20 protein-coding genes are annotated in these 17,837 nt (G+C 65.8%); 18 read left to right on the forward strand and 2 right to left on the reverse strand.

What is annotated here, in order from left to right; genetic code table 11:
- Positions 1-8 precede the first annotated feature (8 nt).
- Entirely contained in the window at positions 9-1,241 is a 1,233-nt protein-coding gene (glgC, locus tag O7635_RS29335) for a glucose-1-phosphate adenylyltransferase (RefSeq protein ID WP_278083728.1), read from the forward strand.
- Positions 1,242-1,665: 424 nt separating this feature from the next.
- Here the strand turns inward: glgC and O7635_RS29340 are convergent, their stop codons facing one another.
- On the reverse strand, positions 1,666-1,827 hold the full coding sequence (locus O7635_RS29340) for a hypothetical protein (protein ID WP_278085688.1): 162 nt from the start codon (positions 1,825-1,827) through the stop codon (positions 1,666-1,668).
- Between the two features lie 430 nt (positions 1,828-2,257).
- Between O7635_RS29340 and O7635_RS29345 the strand changes: the two genes are divergently transcribed.
- Together O7635_RS29345 and glgB are read left to right on the forward strand one after the other, a co-directional pair.
- The gene (locus tag O7635_RS29345; protein ID WP_278085595.1) at positions 2,258-4,207 is read left to right on the forward strand and encodes an alpha-1,4-glucan--maltose-1-phosphate maltosyltransferase; all 1,950 of its coding nucleotides are present in this window, start codon (positions 2,258-2,260) and stop codon (positions 4,205-4,207) included.
- A gap of 48 nt (positions 4,208-4,255) precedes the next feature.
- Positions 4,256-6,358: a 1,4-alpha-glucan branching protein GlgB gene (glgB, locus tag O7635_RS29350; protein WP_278085596.1), complete on the forward strand. Its 2,103-nt coding sequence runs from the start codon at positions 4,256-4,258 to the stop codon at positions 6,356-6,358.
- A gap of 43 nt (positions 6,359-6,401) precedes the next feature.
- Here glgB and O7635_RS29355 read toward each other — a convergent pair whose 3' ends face one another.
- Positions 6,402-7,028, reverse strand: a complete 627-nt coding sequence (locus O7635_RS29355) for an SGNH/GDSL hydrolase family protein (RefSeq protein ID WP_347405348.1) — start codon at positions 7,026-7,028, stop codon at positions 6,402-6,404.
- Between the two features lie 154 nt (positions 7,029-7,182).
- Between O7635_RS29355 and O7635_RS29360 the strand changes: the two genes are divergently transcribed.
- The 15 genes from O7635_RS29360 to nrdJ all read left to right on the forward strand — a co-directional run bounded on the left by O7635_RS29360 (position 7,183) and on the right by nrdJ (position 17,813).
- Positions 7,183-7,827 (forward strand): hypothetical protein, encoded by a 645-nt coding sequence (locus O7635_RS29360; protein WP_278083729.1) that lies wholly within the window; start codon positions 7,183-7,185, stop codon positions 7,825-7,827.
- A 198-nt stretch (positions 7,828-8,025) separates the two neighbouring features.
- On the forward strand, positions 8,026-8,508 hold the full coding sequence (locus tag O7635_RS29365) for a WhiB family transcriptional regulator (protein ID WP_278083730.1): 483 nt from the start codon (positions 8,026-8,028) through the stop codon (positions 8,506-8,508).
- A gap of 90 nt (positions 8,509-8,598) precedes the next feature.
- On the forward strand, positions 8,599-8,961 hold the full coding sequence (locus O7635_RS29370; protein WP_278083731.1) for a hypothetical protein: 363 nt from the start codon (positions 8,599-8,601) through the stop codon (positions 8,959-8,961).
- 72 nt (positions 8,962-9,033) lie between these two features.
- Positions 9,034-9,867 (forward strand): PD-(D/E)XK nuclease family protein, encoded by an 834-nt coding sequence (locus O7635_RS29375; protein ID WP_278083732.1) that lies wholly within the window; start codon positions 9,034-9,036, stop codon positions 9,865-9,867.
- Entirely contained in the window at positions 9,860-10,288 is a 429-nt protein-coding gene (locus O7635_RS29380; RefSeq protein ID WP_278083733.1) for a hypothetical protein, read from the forward strand. Before O7635_RS29375 ends, O7635_RS29380 begins: the two co-directional genes overlap by 8 nt.
- 62 nt (positions 10,289-10,350) lie before the next feature.
- On the forward strand, positions 10,351-11,160 hold the full coding sequence (locus O7635_RS29385; protein ID WP_278083734.1) for an AAA family ATPase: 810 nt from the start codon (positions 10,351-10,353) through the stop codon (positions 11,158-11,160).
- Positions 11,153-11,362 (forward strand): hypothetical protein, encoded by a 210-nt coding sequence (locus tag O7635_RS29390; protein ID WP_278083735.1) that lies wholly within the window; start codon positions 11,153-11,155, stop codon positions 11,360-11,362. Before O7635_RS29385 ends, O7635_RS29390 begins: the two co-directional genes overlap by 8 nt.
- Before the next feature lie 638 nt (positions 11,363-12,000).
- Positions 12,001-12,672, forward strand: coding sequence for a toprim domain-containing protein (locus O7635_RS29395; RefSeq protein ID WP_278083736.1), 672 nt, complete (start codon positions 12,001-12,003; stop codon positions 12,670-12,672).
- Positions 12,665-13,030: a dATP/dGTP diphosphohydrolase domain-containing protein gene (locus O7635_RS29400; RefSeq protein ID WP_278083737.1), complete on the forward strand. Its 366-nt coding sequence runs from the start codon at positions 12,665-12,667 to the stop codon at positions 13,028-13,030. Before O7635_RS29395 ends, O7635_RS29400 begins: the two co-directional genes overlap by 8 nt.
- Positions 13,014-13,418 carry a hypothetical protein gene (locus O7635_RS29405; RefSeq protein WP_278083738.1) on the forward strand — a complete coding sequence of 135 codons (405 nt, stop codon included), beginning with the start codon at positions 13,014-13,016 and terminating at the stop codon, positions 13,416-13,418. The genes O7635_RS29400 and O7635_RS29405 overlap by 17 nt, the downstream gene beginning before the upstream one ends.
- Positions 13,415-14,095, forward strand: a complete 681-nt coding sequence (locus O7635_RS29410; protein ID WP_278083739.1) for an RNA ligase family protein — start codon at positions 13,415-13,417, stop codon at positions 14,093-14,095. Before O7635_RS29405 ends, O7635_RS29410 begins: the two co-directional genes overlap by 4 nt.
- Positions 14,092-14,292, forward strand: coding sequence for a hypothetical protein (locus O7635_RS29415; RefSeq protein WP_278083740.1), 201 nt, complete (start codon positions 14,092-14,094; stop codon positions 14,290-14,292). The genes O7635_RS29410 and O7635_RS29415 overlap by 4 nt, the downstream gene beginning before the upstream one ends.
- On the forward strand, positions 14,285-15,067 hold the full coding sequence (locus O7635_RS29420) for a ribonuclease H-like domain-containing protein (RefSeq protein WP_278083741.1): 783 nt from the start codon (positions 14,285-14,287) through the stop codon (positions 15,065-15,067). The genes O7635_RS29415 and O7635_RS29420 overlap by 8 nt, the downstream gene beginning before the upstream one ends.
- Positions 15,067-15,738, forward strand: coding sequence for a hypothetical protein (locus tag O7635_RS29425; protein WP_278083742.1), 672 nt, complete (start codon positions 15,067-15,069; stop codon positions 15,736-15,738). Before O7635_RS29420 ends, O7635_RS29425 begins: the two co-directional genes overlap by 1 nt.
- Positions 15,735-17,813, forward strand: a complete 2,079-nt coding sequence (gene nrdJ / locus O7635_RS29430; RefSeq protein WP_278083743.1) for a ribonucleoside-triphosphate reductase, adenosylcobalamin-dependent — start codon at positions 15,735-15,737, stop codon at positions 17,811-17,813. Before O7635_RS29425 ends, nrdJ begins: the two co-directional genes overlap by 4 nt.
- The last annotated feature ends 24 nt before the right edge of the window (positions 17,814-17,837 follow it).

Genomic DNA, 17,837 nt, shown 5'->3' on the forward strand with positions numbered 1-17,837 from the left:
GTCTGCTCATGGCACCCAAGGTCCTCGCGATGGTTCTCGCCGGCGGTGAGGGCAAGCGCCTGATGCCGCTGACCGCCGACCGCGCCAAGCCCGGCGTCCCGTTCGGCGGCATCTACCGGATGATCGACTTCGTTCTGTCGAACCTGGCCAACGCCGGCTATCTCAAGATGGTCGTGCTGACCCAGTACAAGTCGCATTCGTTGGACCGGCACATCACCAAGACCTGGCGGATGTCGAACCTGCTCGGCAACTACGTGACCCCGGTGCCGGCGCAGCAGCGCCTCGGCCCGCGCTGGTTCGCGGGGTCGGCCGACGCGATCTACCAGAGCCTCAACCTGGTGCACGACGAGAAGCCCGACTACGTGATCGTCTTCGGCGCCGACCACATCTACCGCATGGACCCGGCGCAGATGGTCAGGCAGCACATCGACTCGGGCGCCGACGTGACCGTGGCCGGGATCCGGCAGCCGATCTCCATGGCCGACCAGTTCGGCGTGATCGAGGTGGCCGGCGACGGCAAGCGGATCCAGGCGTTCCGCGAGAAGCCCACGGACGCCCGCGGCCTGCCGGACGCGCCCGACGAGATCTTCGCCTCGATGGGCAACTACGTGTTCACCGCCGAGGCGCTGATCGACGCGGTGACCCGCGACGCGCAGAACCCGTCGAGCAAGCACGACATGGGCGGCAACATCATTCCCATGCTGGTCGAGAAGCAGGCGGCCAACGTCTACGACTTCGCCGACAACGCGGTGCCGGGCAGCACCGAACGCGACCGCGGCTACTGGCGCGACGTGGGGACGCTGGACTCGTTTTACGACGCCCACATGGACCTGATCTCGATCCATCCGGTGTTCAACCTCTACAACTTCGAGTGGCCGATCTACACCGACTACATGCCGTGGCCGCCGGCGAAGTTCGTGCACGGCTGGCAGGAGCGCGTCGGCCGGGCGGTCGGCTCGATGGTCTCGCCCGGCGCGGTGATCTCCGGGTCGCTCGTCGAGAACTCCGTCGTCTCGCCCAACGTCAAGGTCCACTCGTGGGCACACGTGTCCGGTTCGGTGCTCATGGAAGGCGTCGACATCGGCCGACACGCCGTGGTCCGCAACGCGATCCTCGACAAGAACGTCGTGGTCCCCGAGGGCGCCGAGATCGGCGTGGATCTGGAGCGCGACCGCCGCCGCTTCACGGTCTCCGACAACGGGATCGTGGTGATCGGCAAGGGCCAGCGGGTCGAGGGCTGAGGGGGCCGCCCCGAGCGAAACAGACAAGGGCCACAGGGCGAACATTCCTCGTCCTCGACGCGACGCGGGCCGACGACCCGACTACGGTGGAGATCATGGCTGAGGTCGATCCCGCGCCGACGACGAACCCTGCCGCCGGGGCTTCCCGGCCGCCGGCCGAGAGCGCCCGCCCGGCGCCCAAACCGGGCCCACCCGGCGCCAGACCGGCCGCCCCGAAGCCCGGCCCGCCCGCGGACGCCAAGCCCGCGCCACCTGCGGCGAAGCCCGGCCCGCCCCCGGACGCCAAGCCCGCTCCGGCCGCGGCCAAGCCCGCTCCGGCCGCGGCCAAGCCCGCTCCGGCCGCGGCCAAGCCCGGTCCGCACGCCGCCAAGCCCGCGGCGCCCGCGCCGAAGCCGGGTCCGCCGGCGGCCAAGCCGGCGTTGATCTACAGCAGCTCCACCCCCGCGGAGCCGGCCAAGCCTGGGTCGGCGACGCCGGCCTCGCCGAAGCCGGGGCCGGCGGCGGCGAAGCCGGAAGGCTCCGAGCCCGCGCCGGGCTCGGCGAAGCCGGCCGACCCGGCGGCCGAGGCGCCCTCCGCGGACACCACCGCGGCGCCCGCGCCCGCTCCGCCGGCCGCCCCTCCGCCGGCGCCTGCGGCCGAGTCGCCGGCCGCTACTTCTGCGGCCGAGTCGCCGGCCGCCGCTCCCGCGACTCCGACTCCTTCGGCGGCTCCCTCGGCATCGCCGGCCGCTGTTCCCGCGACTCCCGCAGCTGCGCCGGTTCCTGCTGGTTCGCCTGCCGACGCTGCGGCGGCGCCTGCGGCGACCGCGGCTGACCCGGCTCCTGCGGGGCCCGCGACTTCAACGGCTCCTGCCGCTTCGCCTCCTGCGGCTCCTGCTCCTGTCGCGTCGCCCGCCCCCGCCTCGACGGCGACGGCGACCGCGGCGCCCGCTGACGCGGACTTCGCGGACGCGCCGGCGGAGGCGCCGCGCTCCGGCAGGCAGGCGCCGGTCGAGCCCGACCCGGCCGACGGCCGGATCCCGATCGACGAGGTCGGCCCGTCGGTGAGCTGCGGCAAGTACCCGGCCAAGGCGGTCGTCGGCGAGATCGTCCCGGTCTCGGCCACCGTGTTCCGCGAAGGTCACGACGCCGTCGGCTGCAACGTGGTGTGGCGGGATCCGAGCGGCGCTGAGGGGCCGTTCACCCGGATGACCCCCGGCGCCACCGGCACCGACCGCTGGCACGCCGCCTTCACCCCCGACTCCGTCGGCGAGGGCAGCTTCGTGATCGAGGCGTTCAGCGACCCGTACCTCAGCTGGCGCAGCGCCGTCGACAAGAAGATCGCCGCCGGGCAGGACGTCACCGACCTAGCCAACGACCTCGTCGAGGGCGCGGCTCTGCTCGACCGGGCCGCGGAGGGCGTGCCCGACGACCAGCGCTCGCGCGTCACCAAGGCGGCCGAGGCGCTGCGGGCCGACGACCTGCCCCTCGGCGTGCGGGTGTCCCCGGCGCTCGGCCTGCAGGACCTGCTCTGGCAGCACCCCGTCCGTGAGCTCGTCACCGCGAGTGACGCGTACCCCGTCTGGGTCGATCGCAAGAAGGCCCTGTTCTCGGCCTGGTACGAGTTCTTCCCACGCTCCGAGGGCGCGGTCGTGGGCGACGGGCACAGCCGGCACGGCACGTTCACGACCGCTCAGAACCGCCTGCCGGGTGTGGCGAAGATGGGCTTCGACGTGCTCTACCTGCCGCCGATCCACCCGATCGGCCGCGTCAACCGCAAGGGGAAGAACAACGCGCTGGTCGCGGAGGAGGGTGACGTCGGCTCGCCGTGGGCGATCGGGGCCGAGGAGGGCGGGCACGACGCGATCCACCCGGCGCTGGGCACGCTCGACGACTTCCGGGCGTTCATCGCGAAGGCCGCCGAGCACGGGCTCGAGGTCGCGATGGACCTCGCCCTGCAGTGCGCGCCCGACCACCCGTGGGTCACCGAGCATCCGGAGTGGTTCACGACCAGGGCCGACGGCACCATCGCGTACGCCGAGAACCCGCCGAAGAAGTACCAGGACATCTACCCGTTGAACTTCGACAACGACCCCGAGGGGATCAAGCAGGAGATCCGGCGGGTCGTCCTGCACTGGGTCGAACAAGGCGTCAAGATCTTCAGGGTGGACAATCCGCACACCAAGCCGGTCAACTTCTGGCACTGGTTGATCGCGGAGGTCAAGGACGTCGATCCGGACGTGTTGTTCCTCGCGGAGGCGTTCACCCGCCCGGCGATGATGAACGGGCTGGGCAAGATCGGCTTCAGCCAGTCGTACACCTATTTCACCTGGCGGACGACCGCCTGGGAGATGCGCGAGTACTGCGAGCAGCTGGTCGCGGCGGCCGACCACATGCGACCGAACTTCTGGCCGAACACGCCCGACATCCTGCACGAGAGCCTGCAGCACGGTGGTCCGCCGATGTTCAAGATCCGCGCGGTGCTGGCCAGCATGCTGATGCCGTCGTGGGGCGTCTACGCCGGCTACGAGCTGTTCGAGCACGTCGCGCGGCCCGGGGCGGAGGAATATCTCGACAACGAGAAGTTCCAGCTGCGGCCCCGGGACTGGGCCGGCGCCGAGGCCGCGGGCCGTTCCCTGGCCGGCTTCCTGGGCCGGCTCAACGCGGTCCGGCGCGCCAACCCGGCCCTGCACTGGCTGCGCAACCTGCGCTTCCACGAGATCGACAACCCGGCTCTGCTCTGCTGGTCCAAACGGGATCCGCGGGTCGACAACACCATCCTGGTCATCTGCTCGTTCGACTCGGGCGGGGTGCAGTGGGGAAACACCACGCTGGACATGCCGGCGCTCGGGATGGACTGGCACGAACGGTTCGTTGTTACGGACCAGCTGACCGGGGGCACGTACGACTGGGGCCAGCGCAACGCGGTCCGGCTCGACCCGTTCCTCGAGCCGGCGCACATTCTCTCGGTGCGTCCGCGTCGGTGACACAGACCGCGCCGAAGGGCGTGGGGTGAGGTAGGGACTGACCAGATGATGGACGAGCTGATCTCGGGCGCGACGCACGACCCGCACGCCACTCTCGGCGCGCATCCACGCGACGGGCGCACCACCATCCGGACGCTGCGCCGGGGCGCCGGCACGGTCACCGTCGTGGTCGGCGACGAACGGCACACCGCGTCGCGCGTACACCCGGATGGGGTTTTCGAGGTCGAGGTGCCGGGTGAGGTCGTCGACTACCGGATCGACGTCGACGGCCGGCTGGTCGACGACCCCTACCGGCACGGCCCGACGATCGGCGAGCTCGATCTGCACCTGATCAACGAGGGCCGGCACGAGAAGCTCTGGGACGCGCTCGGCTCGCACGCCCGCGACGGCGGCGTCTCGTTCACCGTGTGGGCGCCGAGCGCGCGCGGCGTGCGGGTGGTCGGCGACTTCACCGGCTGGGGCCCCTACGAGGGCTGGCCGATGCGCTCGATGGGCAGCAGCGGCGTCTGGGAGGTGTTCGTGCCGGGCGCGGCGGTCGGCGACCGCTACAAGTACCGGATCCTCGGCCGCGACGGCGTCTGGCGCGAGAAGGCCGACCCGATGGCCCGGCGCACCGAGATCCCGCCACGCACGGCCTCGGTCGTCGACGAGTCGTCGTACGACTGGAAGGACGCCGAGTGGATGTCGCGCCGCTCGTCGGCGAAGCCGCACCAGGAGGCGATGAGCGTCTACGAGGTGCACCTCGGCTCGTGGCGGCCCGGCCTGGGCTACCGGGAGCTGGCCGACCAGCTCACCGAATACGTCGCGGAGATGGGCTTCACCCACGTCGAGTTCCTGCCGGTGATGGAGCACCCGTTCGGCGGCTCGTGGGGCTACCAGGTGACCGGCTACTTCGCGCCGACGGCGCGGTTCGGCGACCCCGACGACTTCCGCTACCTCGTCGACCGGCTGCACCAGTCGGGCATCGGCGTGCTGCTCGACTGGGTGCCGGCGCACTTCCCGCGCGACGAGTGGGCGCTGGCCCGGTTCGACGGGACGCCGCTCTATGAGCACGGCGACTGGCGGCGCGGCGAGCACCCCGACTGGGGCACCTACATCTTCGACTACGGGCGGCGCGAGGTGCGCAATTTCCTCGTCGCCAACGCGCTCTACTGGTGCGCGGAGTTCCACGTCGACGGGCTGCGGGTCGACGCGGTCGCCTCGATGCTCTACCTCGACTACTCGCGCGAGGAAGGGCAGTGGGAACCGAACCAGTACGGCGGCCGCGAGAACCTCGACGCGATCGGCTTCCTGCAGGAGACCAACGCGACCGTCTACAAGCACCACCCGGGCGTCGTGATGATCGCCGAGGAGTCGACAGCCTATCCGGGCGTCACCTGGCCCACGTCCGGTGGCGGGCTCGGGTTCGGCTTCAAGTGGAACATGGGCTGGATGCACGACACGCTGCTCTACACCTCGAAGGAGCCGGTGCACCGGCAGTACCACCACAACCAGGTGACCTTCTCGATGGTGTACGCGTGGTCCGAGAACTACGTGCTGCCCATCTCGCACGACGAGGTCGTACACGGGAAGCGGTCGTTGCTGTCCAAGATGCCCGGTGACCTGTGGCAGCGCCTGGCCAACGTGCGGGCCCTGCTGGCGTTCATGTGGGCCCATCCGGGCAAGCAGCTGCTGTTCATGGGCTGCGAGCTCGGCGACGACGAGGAGTGGAACGAGGAGCGGGGGCTCAACTGGGGCCTCACCTCGGATCCGCAGCGCTCCGGGCTGCAGCGGCTCGTGCGCGACATCAACCTCGTCTACCGCGAGGCGCCGGAGCTGTGGTCGCAGGACACGACGCCGGCCGGGTTCCGCTGGATCGTGTCCGACGACGCGGCCAACAACACGCTGGCGTTCATCCGGCTGGCGCCGGACGGTTCGCCGCTGGTCTGCGTGGTCAACTTCGCGGCCGTGCCGCACGAGGACTACCGGATCGGCCTGCCGCGGGCCGGGGCGTGGGTCGAGGTGCTCAACACGGACGCGGCCGACTACGGCGGCTCAGGGGTGGGCAACATGGGCACCGTGACGACCGACGAGGTGCACTGGCACGGGATGCCGGTGTCGGCGAAGCTGCGGGTGCCGCCGCTTGGCGCGCTCTGGTTGCGACCCGCGTGATGTGTCAGTGGGGCCCCCGGATGCTTCCGGGGGCCCCTTGCTGTCACCAGTTGAAGCCGGCGGCGTAGCTCACCTGGGCCAGGGCCGTCTGGCCGGCCGCGTTGGGGTGGAAGTAGTCCCAGCCGGAGACCTGGCTGAAGGCGAACGGGTAGTTGAAGACCGCGTTGCCGTCCCAGTCGCAGTTCGGGCCGTAGGCCGCGCAGGCCTGGGCGAGCTGGGTGTTGAAGTCGATCACCCGCTGGCGTACGCGGTCGCGCCGGGCGGTGTCGGCCGCGGCCGTCGAGGTCGGGTTGGCCAGCATCGACCTGCAGATGCCGAAAAGCGACCAGGCTGTGCGGGCGCTGCCACTGGTCCGGCCGACCTCCCAGAGCCGCTTGATGTCGGGGATGCTGATCACGGCGACCTTGGCGTTGGGCAGGCCGGCCTTGAGCGTGGCGAGGGCGGTGTCGATGTGGCCGCGGAACGTGCTCACCGCGGTCATCGAGCTCTCGGAGCTCGTGCAGGCGTCGTTGGCGCCGATCAGGATCGTGACGTACTGCGGCGCGCGGCCGACCGTCGCCGTGGCCTGCGCCGGCATGTCGTCGGCCTTGGCGCCGGACTCGGCCTGGTTGTAGTTGCGCCCGTTGATCGCGCTGTTCTTCGCGCGGATCCGCAGGTAGTGGCTGTTGATGCCGGACTCGGAGCCGGTGCTGAACGACCGCGACGTGCAGTCGAACTAACATCTGGTGCCTGACCTGGACAAACGTAGCCCTTAAACGGTTACCGAGAGTGCCTCATACCGAGTGCAAACCGGGGCAGACCTGGACATGCTTAGGTTGGGAGCGATGGGGGTCCGTGACCGCATCGTGACCCGATGTCTGGCCGAAAGGATGATTGGGGCCGCGTGTCCGAATCTGTGGTTGAGTACGCTGGACATAGCTTCAACCGTGAGTCACAATCTAAGCATCACCCACCGCGAGGGTGCCCACGAAGGAGTTTCAACGATGCCTGCCCGTAGGGTTCTGCCGGACAACAGTGTCCTTGTGCAGCTCCGCCACGACGGATGGCAATACTCGGACATAGCAGCGCACTACGGGACGACGGAGAACGCGGTCTACCTCCGTCTCCGCCAGGCGAACGCGGTCAAGCCGCGCGCCCGGCACGATGACTTCATTCCCTGGCGAGTGGCCAAGGAGCACACGTACGCACACCCGGCCCTGATGCTGCGTTACCTAGCTCAGCGCGAAGCCGGCGAGAGCCCCCTACCCCCGGCGAAGTCGAGGATGGTCGATAAGTGGCTACGGGGCATCCGGGAGAACGGGCTAGTCCTGTGCTACGACCGGGAGCAGCCACCGAACGACGCCTCCCCGAAGACGGGTGGCTTCTTCTACATGCGGCGTAGGCCAGAGGATGGCGACAACCTGATCAGACCCCCTGAGTTGGTCGAGGAGATCCGCGCAAGCGCCGGCCGCCACCGGGGCCGCGGGTAGCGCGACCGACAGCGAGAGCCCTTCCGGGAGCCACCCGGGAGGGCTTTTCGCTGGTCAGGGCCAGTGTCACGGCTCACTAGTGCCAAGTGTCGTACCCTCAAGCTATAGTTGGGAACGTAAGAGCGAAGGGGTCAGGCCCGCTACGGCGGGCCTTCCAAAGCCCCCGAAGCTTAGATTGGGAAACTCAGGAGGTGGCCGGTGTCAGACGGTAGCCCGTGCGAACGCAACCCGGAGCTTTGGTTCGCCAGTCGCGGTAAGGACGTTGAGGCCGCGAAAGCCGGGTGCGAGGAGTGCCCCCTGAGCCGGTACAACGCGTGCCGCGAAGAGGGCTGGAAGCATGAGTTCGGCGTCTTCGGTGGGCTGTCCCACGTCGACCGCCAGGCCATCGACCCTAAGCGTTGGAACGACATTCGGCTTGCCAACCGTCGCGACTCGAACGCCCGTGACGAGATGATCCGGGCTTCGGAAAACCTGGCCCGACTGGCGGGTGAACTTTCGGAGGATCAGCGCGGCGTGGCCCGTGGGATTCTTGCGACGGAACGGGATCGAGTTACCGCCGGGCAGCGAATGATGTCCGAGTTGGGAATGAACGCGTCCCAAGTCGCTTCTCTGTTCGGTGTTACCCGTGACTCGGTTTATCGGTGGGTGACGTGGGAGCGCCGCGGGGCGCGTGCGGCCTAGCCGATCGGATGATGTGCGTTTCCGCACGTCAGCCCTAGTGTCTGCCTCACGTGTCAGCAAGGTTTCAGCCCGAACGGAGTACGGCCGAAAGTGAACACCGAAGCACGCCTTGAACTGCCTACCGTCGACCTCACTTTGCCGTTTGTCCGGCTCGATGCCGGCGACGTGACGGAGCTTCGTGAGCTTGATGTCCTGATCGACCTCCCTAACGTTCTCTCCCTCGTCCGCTTCCATTTCCGGAGCGGAACGGGGTTCGAGATGATCTCATCCGGCATGTGCGACGGTGAGGACTACAACGCCGCCGTAACCGCCATGGAGGGCGCAAAGCTGATCGCGGTCAACTCCCACGGAGTGAACGGCTTCGGCGAGCCCATGAACCGCTCTTGGTATTGGGCCGACACCGGCACCCCCGATCACATCCGCGTGATGCGGCAGCAGCTCCGCCCGTACTGACACTTGAGGGAGGCCCCCGACCGGGGCCTTTCTTTAAGCCCTCAAGCTTAGATTGGGAACCTTGGGAGGTAGATGGACGAGACCAAGAAGCACCGAAGGAGCGTCAGCCAATGGTCGAGCTTCGTGAAGTGCTCAGAGGGCTACCGGTTGGAGAAGATCGCGAAGGCCCCCGCGCGACCCGCAGCGTGGTTCGCGCAAGGGATCGCGGTGCACAGCGCGTGCGAGTTCTGGGAAGAGGGCTTCCGCCAGGCGCACCCTGACGACGTTGTCGACCTGTACGAGACGGAGTTTGACCGCCTCATCGCGGAAGCGACGGAGACGGAGCCGGATCTCGGTCGGTGGCTAACCGGGGGACGCGTCAGGGCCTCCGACGACATAGGTAGGCGTAGGACCAGAGGGGCCGAACAGGTACTTGGGTACCTCCGGTATGCCTCCGAAGCTCAAGAGCGGGTTTGGCTAATCGGTGGCCAAGAACCGGCCCTCGAAGTCGAGTTCGAACTAGACCTTGATGGCGTAACGGTGAAGGGCTTCATCGATCAGATCATCGAGTGGCCAACCGGGCAGATTGGCCCTAGGGACGTCAAGACCGGTAGCAAGCGCCCGGACTGGCCCTTTCAGCTAGGCGTGTACCGCCTGGCCATCGAACAGGACTACGGCTACTTGCCGACGTGGGGCGATTTCTACATGGCCAAGGACAACCGGCCGGATGCCCCCGTGGATCTCAGCGCGTTTACACGCTCTCGTGTCACTCGCTGGTTTCACGACATGGATAGGTCTGTGAACGCGGGCCTCTTCCTACCCAACCCCGGAGATCACTGCCGCACGTGTGGCGTCTCCGACTTCTGTTCCGCGGTCGGCTCACGTGCCGACGAATACCCACCCAAGGAGGAAACACAGCTTGACTGACACTCGCGATGACTTCGTGGTGAGCTTCAAGCCGCACCCCGGCTACGACGCTCCGCTGTTCGTGATCAAGGGCAGCACTGCCGCGGAGATCGCTGACAAGATCGCCTCGGTTGAGGCAACGGGCCTGTTCGCAACCGTGGGCAACGCCGACAAGACCTTTAAGGGGTTCTTCCTCGTCGGTAGCGAGCTTGGCGGACAGCCGGTCGAGCACCCGTCAACCGTTCAGGCCAACGGCTACACGCCGCCGGCTACGCCGCCCCCGGCAGCTCCCGCCGGCACTCCGCCCGGCATGACTGCCCCCACGTGCCCCCACGGCACGAAGGTCTTTAAGACGGGCCAGGGCAAGCGCGGGGAGTGGAAGGCGTGGATGTGCCCGGCTCGCCAGGGTGACCCGTCACAGTGCAAGCCGGAATGGCTCTGAGCCTCTGACCGCGTACGCCTGGCCGGCACCGACGACCGGCCGGGCCTCCGGAAGGGGGCCGAATGCTCACGCTCACTAGGGCCAAGCTTTCCCGGGGCAGTGCGGGTGAACCACTCCCGACCGTCTTCAAAAGCCTGGCCGGGGAAGGCGTTCACATCCGCCGTGGACAGCTAACGCTGATCGCCGCGGCTCCGGGTGTGGGTAAGTCCGTCAAGGCTCTTACGGTCGCTCTCAGGTCCGGGGCACCCGGGTATTACGCCTCCGCTGACACGGATGCATTCACGATGTATCTCCGGGCCGGTGCGATGTTCACGGGTTGGTCAACCCACGACATCGAAAACGCCGTGATGGCAGAGAACACCGCACAGGTAGACGCGCTTCTTGAGGCCAAGAGCAACGTCCGAATGGACTTCGCGGGCCGCATCGAGCTTGATTACCTCGAACAGGATCTCTACGCCTACGCGGCAACCTACGGGGAGTGGCCGCACTTCATCGTGATTGACAACATCTCGAACCTTGAAAGCGAAGGGGAGGGATACCAAGCGCTTGAGGCTTCCTGCGACTACCTACACGAGCTAGGACGCAAGACCGGAGCCGCAATCATCGCGCTTCATCACGTGACCGGCGAGTTTGACGACGGGATCAAACCCGTTCCGCTCTCCGGACTCCGCGGGAAGATCAGCAAGGTTCCTGAGCTGATCCTGACGCTTTACCGGAACGCCGAATCAACCCGGCTGTTCGTGTGCCCGGTGAAGAACCGGACCGGGCGCAACGACAGCTCCGCCCAATGGCAAGTGCCGCTTGCGTACGACCCTTCGCGGATGCGGCTCGCAGACATCAGCACAGAATCGGAGGCCACCCCTTATGGCTAAGGTCAAGGTCGAGAAGAACCCCGTTATCACTCTCACGATGACGGGCCAGGAGGCGCGGGCCTTGTTCCTCTCGATCAAGCCGGACAACGTCCGCACGTTCGCGAACATGGCGAACCGGGCTGGTCTTGAGTCGGACGCACGGGCCATCGAGAACAAGCTTGGTGACATCCTGGCCGATCTCGGTATCCGTATTGCCGACTAGGGAGTGCGTCGTATGCGGGGGCGCGCTATCTGGCTCGCAACGGCTGTACGACAAACCCGAGTGTGCCAAGCGGAAGGCACGTGCCGATTGGGTCCTGAAAACCTACGGGATCACCCTCGAAGAGTGGGACCTGATCTGGAAGCACCAAGGCGAATGCTGCGCGATATGCAAGCGGAAGCCGCGGGATGGGGAGACGTTCCATCTCGACCATGAGCACGCGTTTAAACAGGCTGGCCCTGTGCGGGGCATCCTCTGCCCCTATTGCAATACGCGGTTGGTCGGACGCCTTAAGAGCGCCGACCGTGCCCAAGCCCTAGCCGACTACCTCAAGAACCGGCCCGCTGTTCAAGCTCTCGGCCGGGAGGTCATCGCGCCCGGAAGGCCACCGCGGAGAAGGGTCCGCCGGCGTACCCGATGAAAAGGAGGTTCCCGAGTGACTGAGAAGCCACCGATTGACGCCGTTCTAGAACACTACGGGGCCGCCTTCGTGCCGCTAGCGCCGAGATGGCGACGCATGAAATGCCCATTCCATGAGGACCGTACGGCTTCGGCATCGGTTCACGGGGAGCTTCAACGGTTCCGCTGTTTCGCTTGCGACGTAAACGAAGACGCCTACGGGCTAGTCATTTGGAAGGGGGATGCAAGAGATTTCCCTGGTAGTAAGCAATTCTTGGAAGACCTTCTTGGGCGAAGCTACGGAGACGTATCACAAGGCTCTGATGGCAAACCCGGCAAGTCCCGCCGTCGAGTATTTGAAGGAGACCCGGGGCCTGTCAGGGGCCAACGCTCAATTCTTCAAGCTGGGTCTCGTAGAAAGCCCCTTGCCGGGGCATGAGCAATACGAGGGAAAGCTAGCAATCCCCTACCTGACCCGCTCCGGAGTCGTGAGTATGCGGTTCCGGGCCATCCCTCCCGGCGACGCTACCGGCCCGAAATACCTTTCGGTCCCTGGCGACATCCCGCGGCTATTCAACCCCGCAGACCTCGATAGGCGAGAGCACTTCGTGTGTATCTGCGAAGGGGAGTTCGACGCGATGACCGCGCACCAAGCGGGATTGCCGGCAGTCGGAATCCCCGGAGTCAACGGCTGGAAAGAGTATTACAGCCATTGCTTCAAGGGATACGAGAACGTGTTCATCCTGGCGGACAACGACGACAAGGGCCAGGGGGAGACGTTCGCGGAGAAGGTCGCTAGCCAAGTGGCCAACGCTCGAATCGTGTTGATGCCATCCGGTCATGACGTCAACTCTTTTGTCTTGGCCGAAGGGCCGGACGCACTCACCAAACGATTGGAGGTCAAGAGTGCCTGACTTCGAAACCAAGGATTCCGGGGTGCGCTGGTCCTACCCAACCGGGATGGTGCGGGACACCCAAGACGGTAAGCCGCGGTTCGATCTGCTCATTCCGAAAGGCATCCCGTACGACGAACAGATGATTACCCGGTTCGCGGCCCTGCTAGCCCGCGGAGCCGTGAAGTACGGGGATCGGAATTGGGAGAAGGCCACCACCCAAGAGGAGCTTGACCGCTTCCACGCATCCGCCTTCCGGCACTTCATGCAGTGGCTAGCCGGCGAGACGGACGAGGATCACGCCGCCGCAGTCACCTACAACGTGTGGGCCGCCGAGAAAGTCAAATACGAAATGAGGAACCTTGCTGAGACTGTTTAAACGCCGCCGAACCGTCCAGGCCGAAGAGGTCGAGGTTCCCATGGTCCGCCTGTTCGAGGAGCCGATTCAAGAGGACATCCCGGAAGCGTTCGACTTCGAGCTTGAGATGTCGGTCGGGCCTCGGAAGATCGCGGCAATCTTCATGGATCAGGGTTGGCAGCTTGCCGTTGGCGACACCATCGGTATCCCACTCCCGTACGGGATCGCGCAATTCATCGCGGAACAGTCCGCGGCCCTGCTCGAATCCCCGGAAGCGGCAGCTTACGCGCCTATCGGCCGAATGCTGTTCCTGAAAGACGACGTTGACTTTCCGGATTCCGTCGACATCTACCTACACCTCGGTACCGCGGCCCGCGTGCACACCGACGAAACGGAGGAGACCCTTTGAGCGACTACCCGAGTTGGCCGAAGATCCCGCGACTCAGCAAAGACGCTGTGATCACGGAGAAGATCGACGGGACGAACGGACTTGTCTCGATCACCCGGGAGACGTTCGGAACGGGCGTCGATCGGCCAGACGGTGTAAACGTCGTGTTGGACTACACCACCATTGACGAAGAGGGCATTCCCCAATGGGAGTGGCACATTCGAGCCGGCTCCCGGAACCGATGGCTTACCCGGCAGCAGGACAACGCGGGCTTCGCCGCATGGGTCGAGCGGAACGCGGGAGCGCTGGTCCAGCTTGGCCAGGGCAACCACTACGGGGAATGGTTCGGCTCCGGTATTCAGCGCAACTACGGACTTGCCGAGAAGCGGTTCGCTCTGTTCAACGCTGGCCGTTGGTACGACCCGCGGGACGAGGAAGCGAACGACTTCGTACGCGAATACTTCCCGAAGGTTCAGCCGTGCCCCGACGTGTGCACCGTGGTCCCGATCCTTTGGGTTGGCTCCGGTGCCGAGATGGGGAATGCGATCGACTTCCTTCGCGACGCGATGAAGGGCCGCATGTCGATTGCGGTTCCCGGATTCGAGCACCCGGAAGGGCTGATCGTCTACCACACCGGGGCGAGTAACTACTTCAAGGTTCTGTTCGATGGCGACACCCCGAAGGGAGCGACTAAGTGATTGCGATTTTCAAGATTCAAATGGACCCGGCGATGGTTCCCCCGGGGCAGACAACCCCGCGGCTGGTCGAGGGAGAGGATCAGTTGACTACCACGCTGACCATGCTCCGCAACCGATGGGGCCAGACCGTCATTCAGAGCATCACCCTTATTGCTGCTGAGCCCATCGACGTTACGGCTTCGTACCCGGGTGAGTGACCCGCGCATCGCCGTACTCGACATCGAGACGGCACCCTTGATTGCCCAAGTGTGGGGCACCTTCGATCAGAACATTGGCCTAGGCCAGATCGAACGTGATTGGTCCATCCTTTCCTTCGGTTGGAAATGGCTCGGTAACCCGCGGTTCGTGTACCGCGATCAGAGCGAAGCCGACGACATCGAAGACGACACCGCGCTTCTCGAAGCCGTGTGGAATCTCCTCGATGAAGCCGACATCGTGATTGCGCACAACGGGCGGAAGTTCGACTTCAAGAAGCTGAACGCGCGGTTCATCCTTGCCGGGATGTCTCCGCCGGCTCCGTATCGAGTCATCGACACGTTGGTTGAGGTCCGTCGCGTTGCCGCGTTCACGAGCAACAAGCTTGCCTACCTGACTGACAAGCTGACGGACACGAAGAAGGGCAGTCACGCCCGTTACCCCGGTCACGCGCTTTGGAAGGCGTGCCTTAAGGGTGACCCTGCCGCTTGGCGGGAGATGAAGAAGTACAACCGGTTGGACGTGCTTTCGCTTGAGGAGCTGTACCTAAAGCTCCGGCCGTGGATGCTGTCGCATCCCAACGTCGCGACGTTCTCTCTTAGCGACGACCCGAACGAATTCACGTGCACCCGGTGCGGCTCGAAGGACATGCAGAGCCGCGGACACCGCATCACCCAAGCGGGCCGCTACCGGCGCTTTCAGTGCCAGGACTGCGGAGGTTGGTCGAACGGCCGACTCATGGAGAAGGACAACCGAGAAGGGCTGTTGACTAACTGATGACTGAGTTTGACGTTTCCCCGCTACTGCCGATCATCGAGAAGGCCGCACGGGATGTGCACTACACGCACGGCATCGAGGAAGACGAAGCGTTCAGCGTGCTTTCGCTCGAAGCGGTCGAGCACGCGCGTAACTATCTGATCCTCTTCCGGGAGGGTCAGACGGGTCTGATCGAGACCCGCCTTAAGAACGTGGCCCGGGTGTACGCGCGGAAGGAACGCGTACAGCGGATGTCGGACGCGGACCAGTATTTCTATGACCCGGAGTACGTCCGCCTGTTCCTGCCGTTCTTCTTCGACTACGAGGATTGGACGAACGGGCCGACCCCGGAAGACGTGTCCGCGAAGTGGGTTACCGGCGAGGCAATCGACACCGCGCTAGACATCAAGGCCGCTTGGCCGCGGCTCCGCGACTGGCAGGCAACCGTCATTCAGGAGCGCCACCTTGGCGCACCGAACGAGGATGGCGGACCGGATTGGGACCGGATCGCCGGGGCGATGGGCCGGAAGTCCGCGGACTCTGCCCGGAACGCGTACGGGCAGGCAACCCGTGAGCTGACCGTCGAAATGAACGTGTCGCGTGCCGCTCGCATCGACAACCACGAGGGGCCGGGTGCCCGCCACGCAATCAGCAACGCCGCCGCCGGCTTGGCCATCAAGGGGGACATGTGACCGAACCGAAATGGGGGCCTACGGGCGAGACCGTTTACACGCGGACCTACCAGCGACCCAACCCGGACGGCACCCGGGAGACGTGGGCCGACACCGTGAACCGGGTAGTGACCGGCAACCTCGGGTTGGTGTACGGGGAGCCTGACACGTGGTCGGCTGAGGTCCAGGCGGAGGCGGAGCAGCTCCGCGCGCACATGGGCGACTTCCGGATCATCCCGGCCGGTCGCCACCTTTGGGCGAGCGGCGTACCCGGTCGGCAATACCTGTTCAACTGCCACGTGTCCGGCTGGTCCGCGGAGCGTCTGTCGACGCACTTCGAATTCAGCTTCATGCGCCTCATGGAGGGTGGGGGAGTAGGGGCGAACTACAGCTCCCGCTTCTTGGAGCCGTACGGGCGTGTACGCCGTGCCCTTACCGTGCACGTGGTCTGCGACCCTGCCCACCCCGACTACACCCGGATGCGGGATGCGGGCCTTCTGAGCAATGCCTACAGCCACGAATGGACGGGTGCGTTCGCTGTCGAGGATTCGCGGGAGGGTTGGGCCGCCGCCCTTGTCGACCTGATCGACACGTACATGAGCGACACCGACCCGAAGCACGTCGACCGGGTGTACGACGTGAGCCGGGTACGGGCGGAAGGTCAGCCGCTCCGCACCTTCGGCGGTACCGCGTCCGGGCCGGGCCCGTTCGCTCGCATGATGAACAACATCGGTCGAGTCCTCAACAGCTCCCGCGTCAGCTCCAAGCACATCACGCCGCTTGAGGCCATGGAGATTGACCACGAGATCGGGGCGTGTGTCGTTGCGGGTGGTGTCCGGAGGTCCGCCCGGATGTCGATGGTTCATTGGGCCGACCCGCACGTGTTCGACTTCATCGATTCGAAGTCGGACCCGGCGAAGCATTGGACAACCAACATTTCGGTCGAGATCGATGAGCACTTCATCCGGCACCTTCGCCAGGCCGCGAAGGGTGCGCCGGCTGTCGGCAAGCGGAAGCTTGCGCTCGACGTTCACCGGGCCGTGGTTACCGGGATGCTCGCCAACGGTGAGCCGGGGTATTGGAACAAGACCCTCTCAAACGAGGGTGAGCCAACCGAGGTAGTCACCACCAACCCGTGTGGCGAGATCGCGCTGACCGAGTGGGAAAACTGCAACCTCGGACACGTCAACCTGGACGCGTTCGCAGGCACCCCGGACGAGATATACGACATCGACGGGATGGCGGAGGCTCACCGGCTGATGACCCGCTTCCTGATCCGGGCCACCTTCGGGGACGTGACAGACCCGAAGCAGGCGGACCGGTTGGCCGCACAGCGGCGAATCGGGGTTGGTCACTTCGGGGTTCAGGGCTTCCTTGCCAAGCGGGGAATCCCGTTCACCCAAGCTCCGCTTGGGATGGGCTCGATCCCGAACATGCTCCGCTACCTCCGCCAGGCGGTACGGGATGAGGCACGGGCGTACGCGTTCGCTCTCCGCATCCCGGAACCCGTCAAGGTCACCACCGTTGCCCCCACGGGCAGCATCGCGAAGATGCCGGGCCGGACCGAAGGAATCCATCCGGTCTACGCGCGGTACTTCATCCGGCGAGTCCGCTTCTCGTCCGTCGACCCGGTTCAGTGGGCGAAGGTCATGGAGTACGCCGCGGAGGGCTACACGGTTGAGCCGTGCCAGTACGCCGCGAACACATGGGTTGTCGAGTTCCCCACGAAGGAAAGCCTTGTGGAGGAAGTCGAAGCGTTGGGCCTTGACCCGAACGCCGTTGTCCAGTCGGCAGACGAGATCCCGCTTGGCTCGATGCTGGCCTTCCAAGCCATGTATCAGGAGCACTACGCGGACAACGCCGTGAGCTTCACGGCCAACGTGCCCGAAGGCGTTTACACGGTCGATGGCGTGATGGAGCTGTTGACCGAGTGGCTTCCCAACTTGAAGGGAACCACGATCATGCCGGACGGCACCCGGCCGCAGGCACCCTATGAGCGGCTGACGCTCGCACAGTGGCGGGAGATCACAGCGCCAACGGTCGTCGCGGACAGCGTCGATGAGGAGTGCTCCAACGGAGCCTGCCCCATCCGTTAGGGCCTTTCGTCGTACCTCGAAGCT

The sequence above is a fragment of the Asanoa sp. WMMD1127 genome (assembly GCF_029626225.1).
GTDB lineage: Bacteria > Actinomycetota > Actinomycetes > Mycobacteriales > Micromonosporaceae > Asanoa.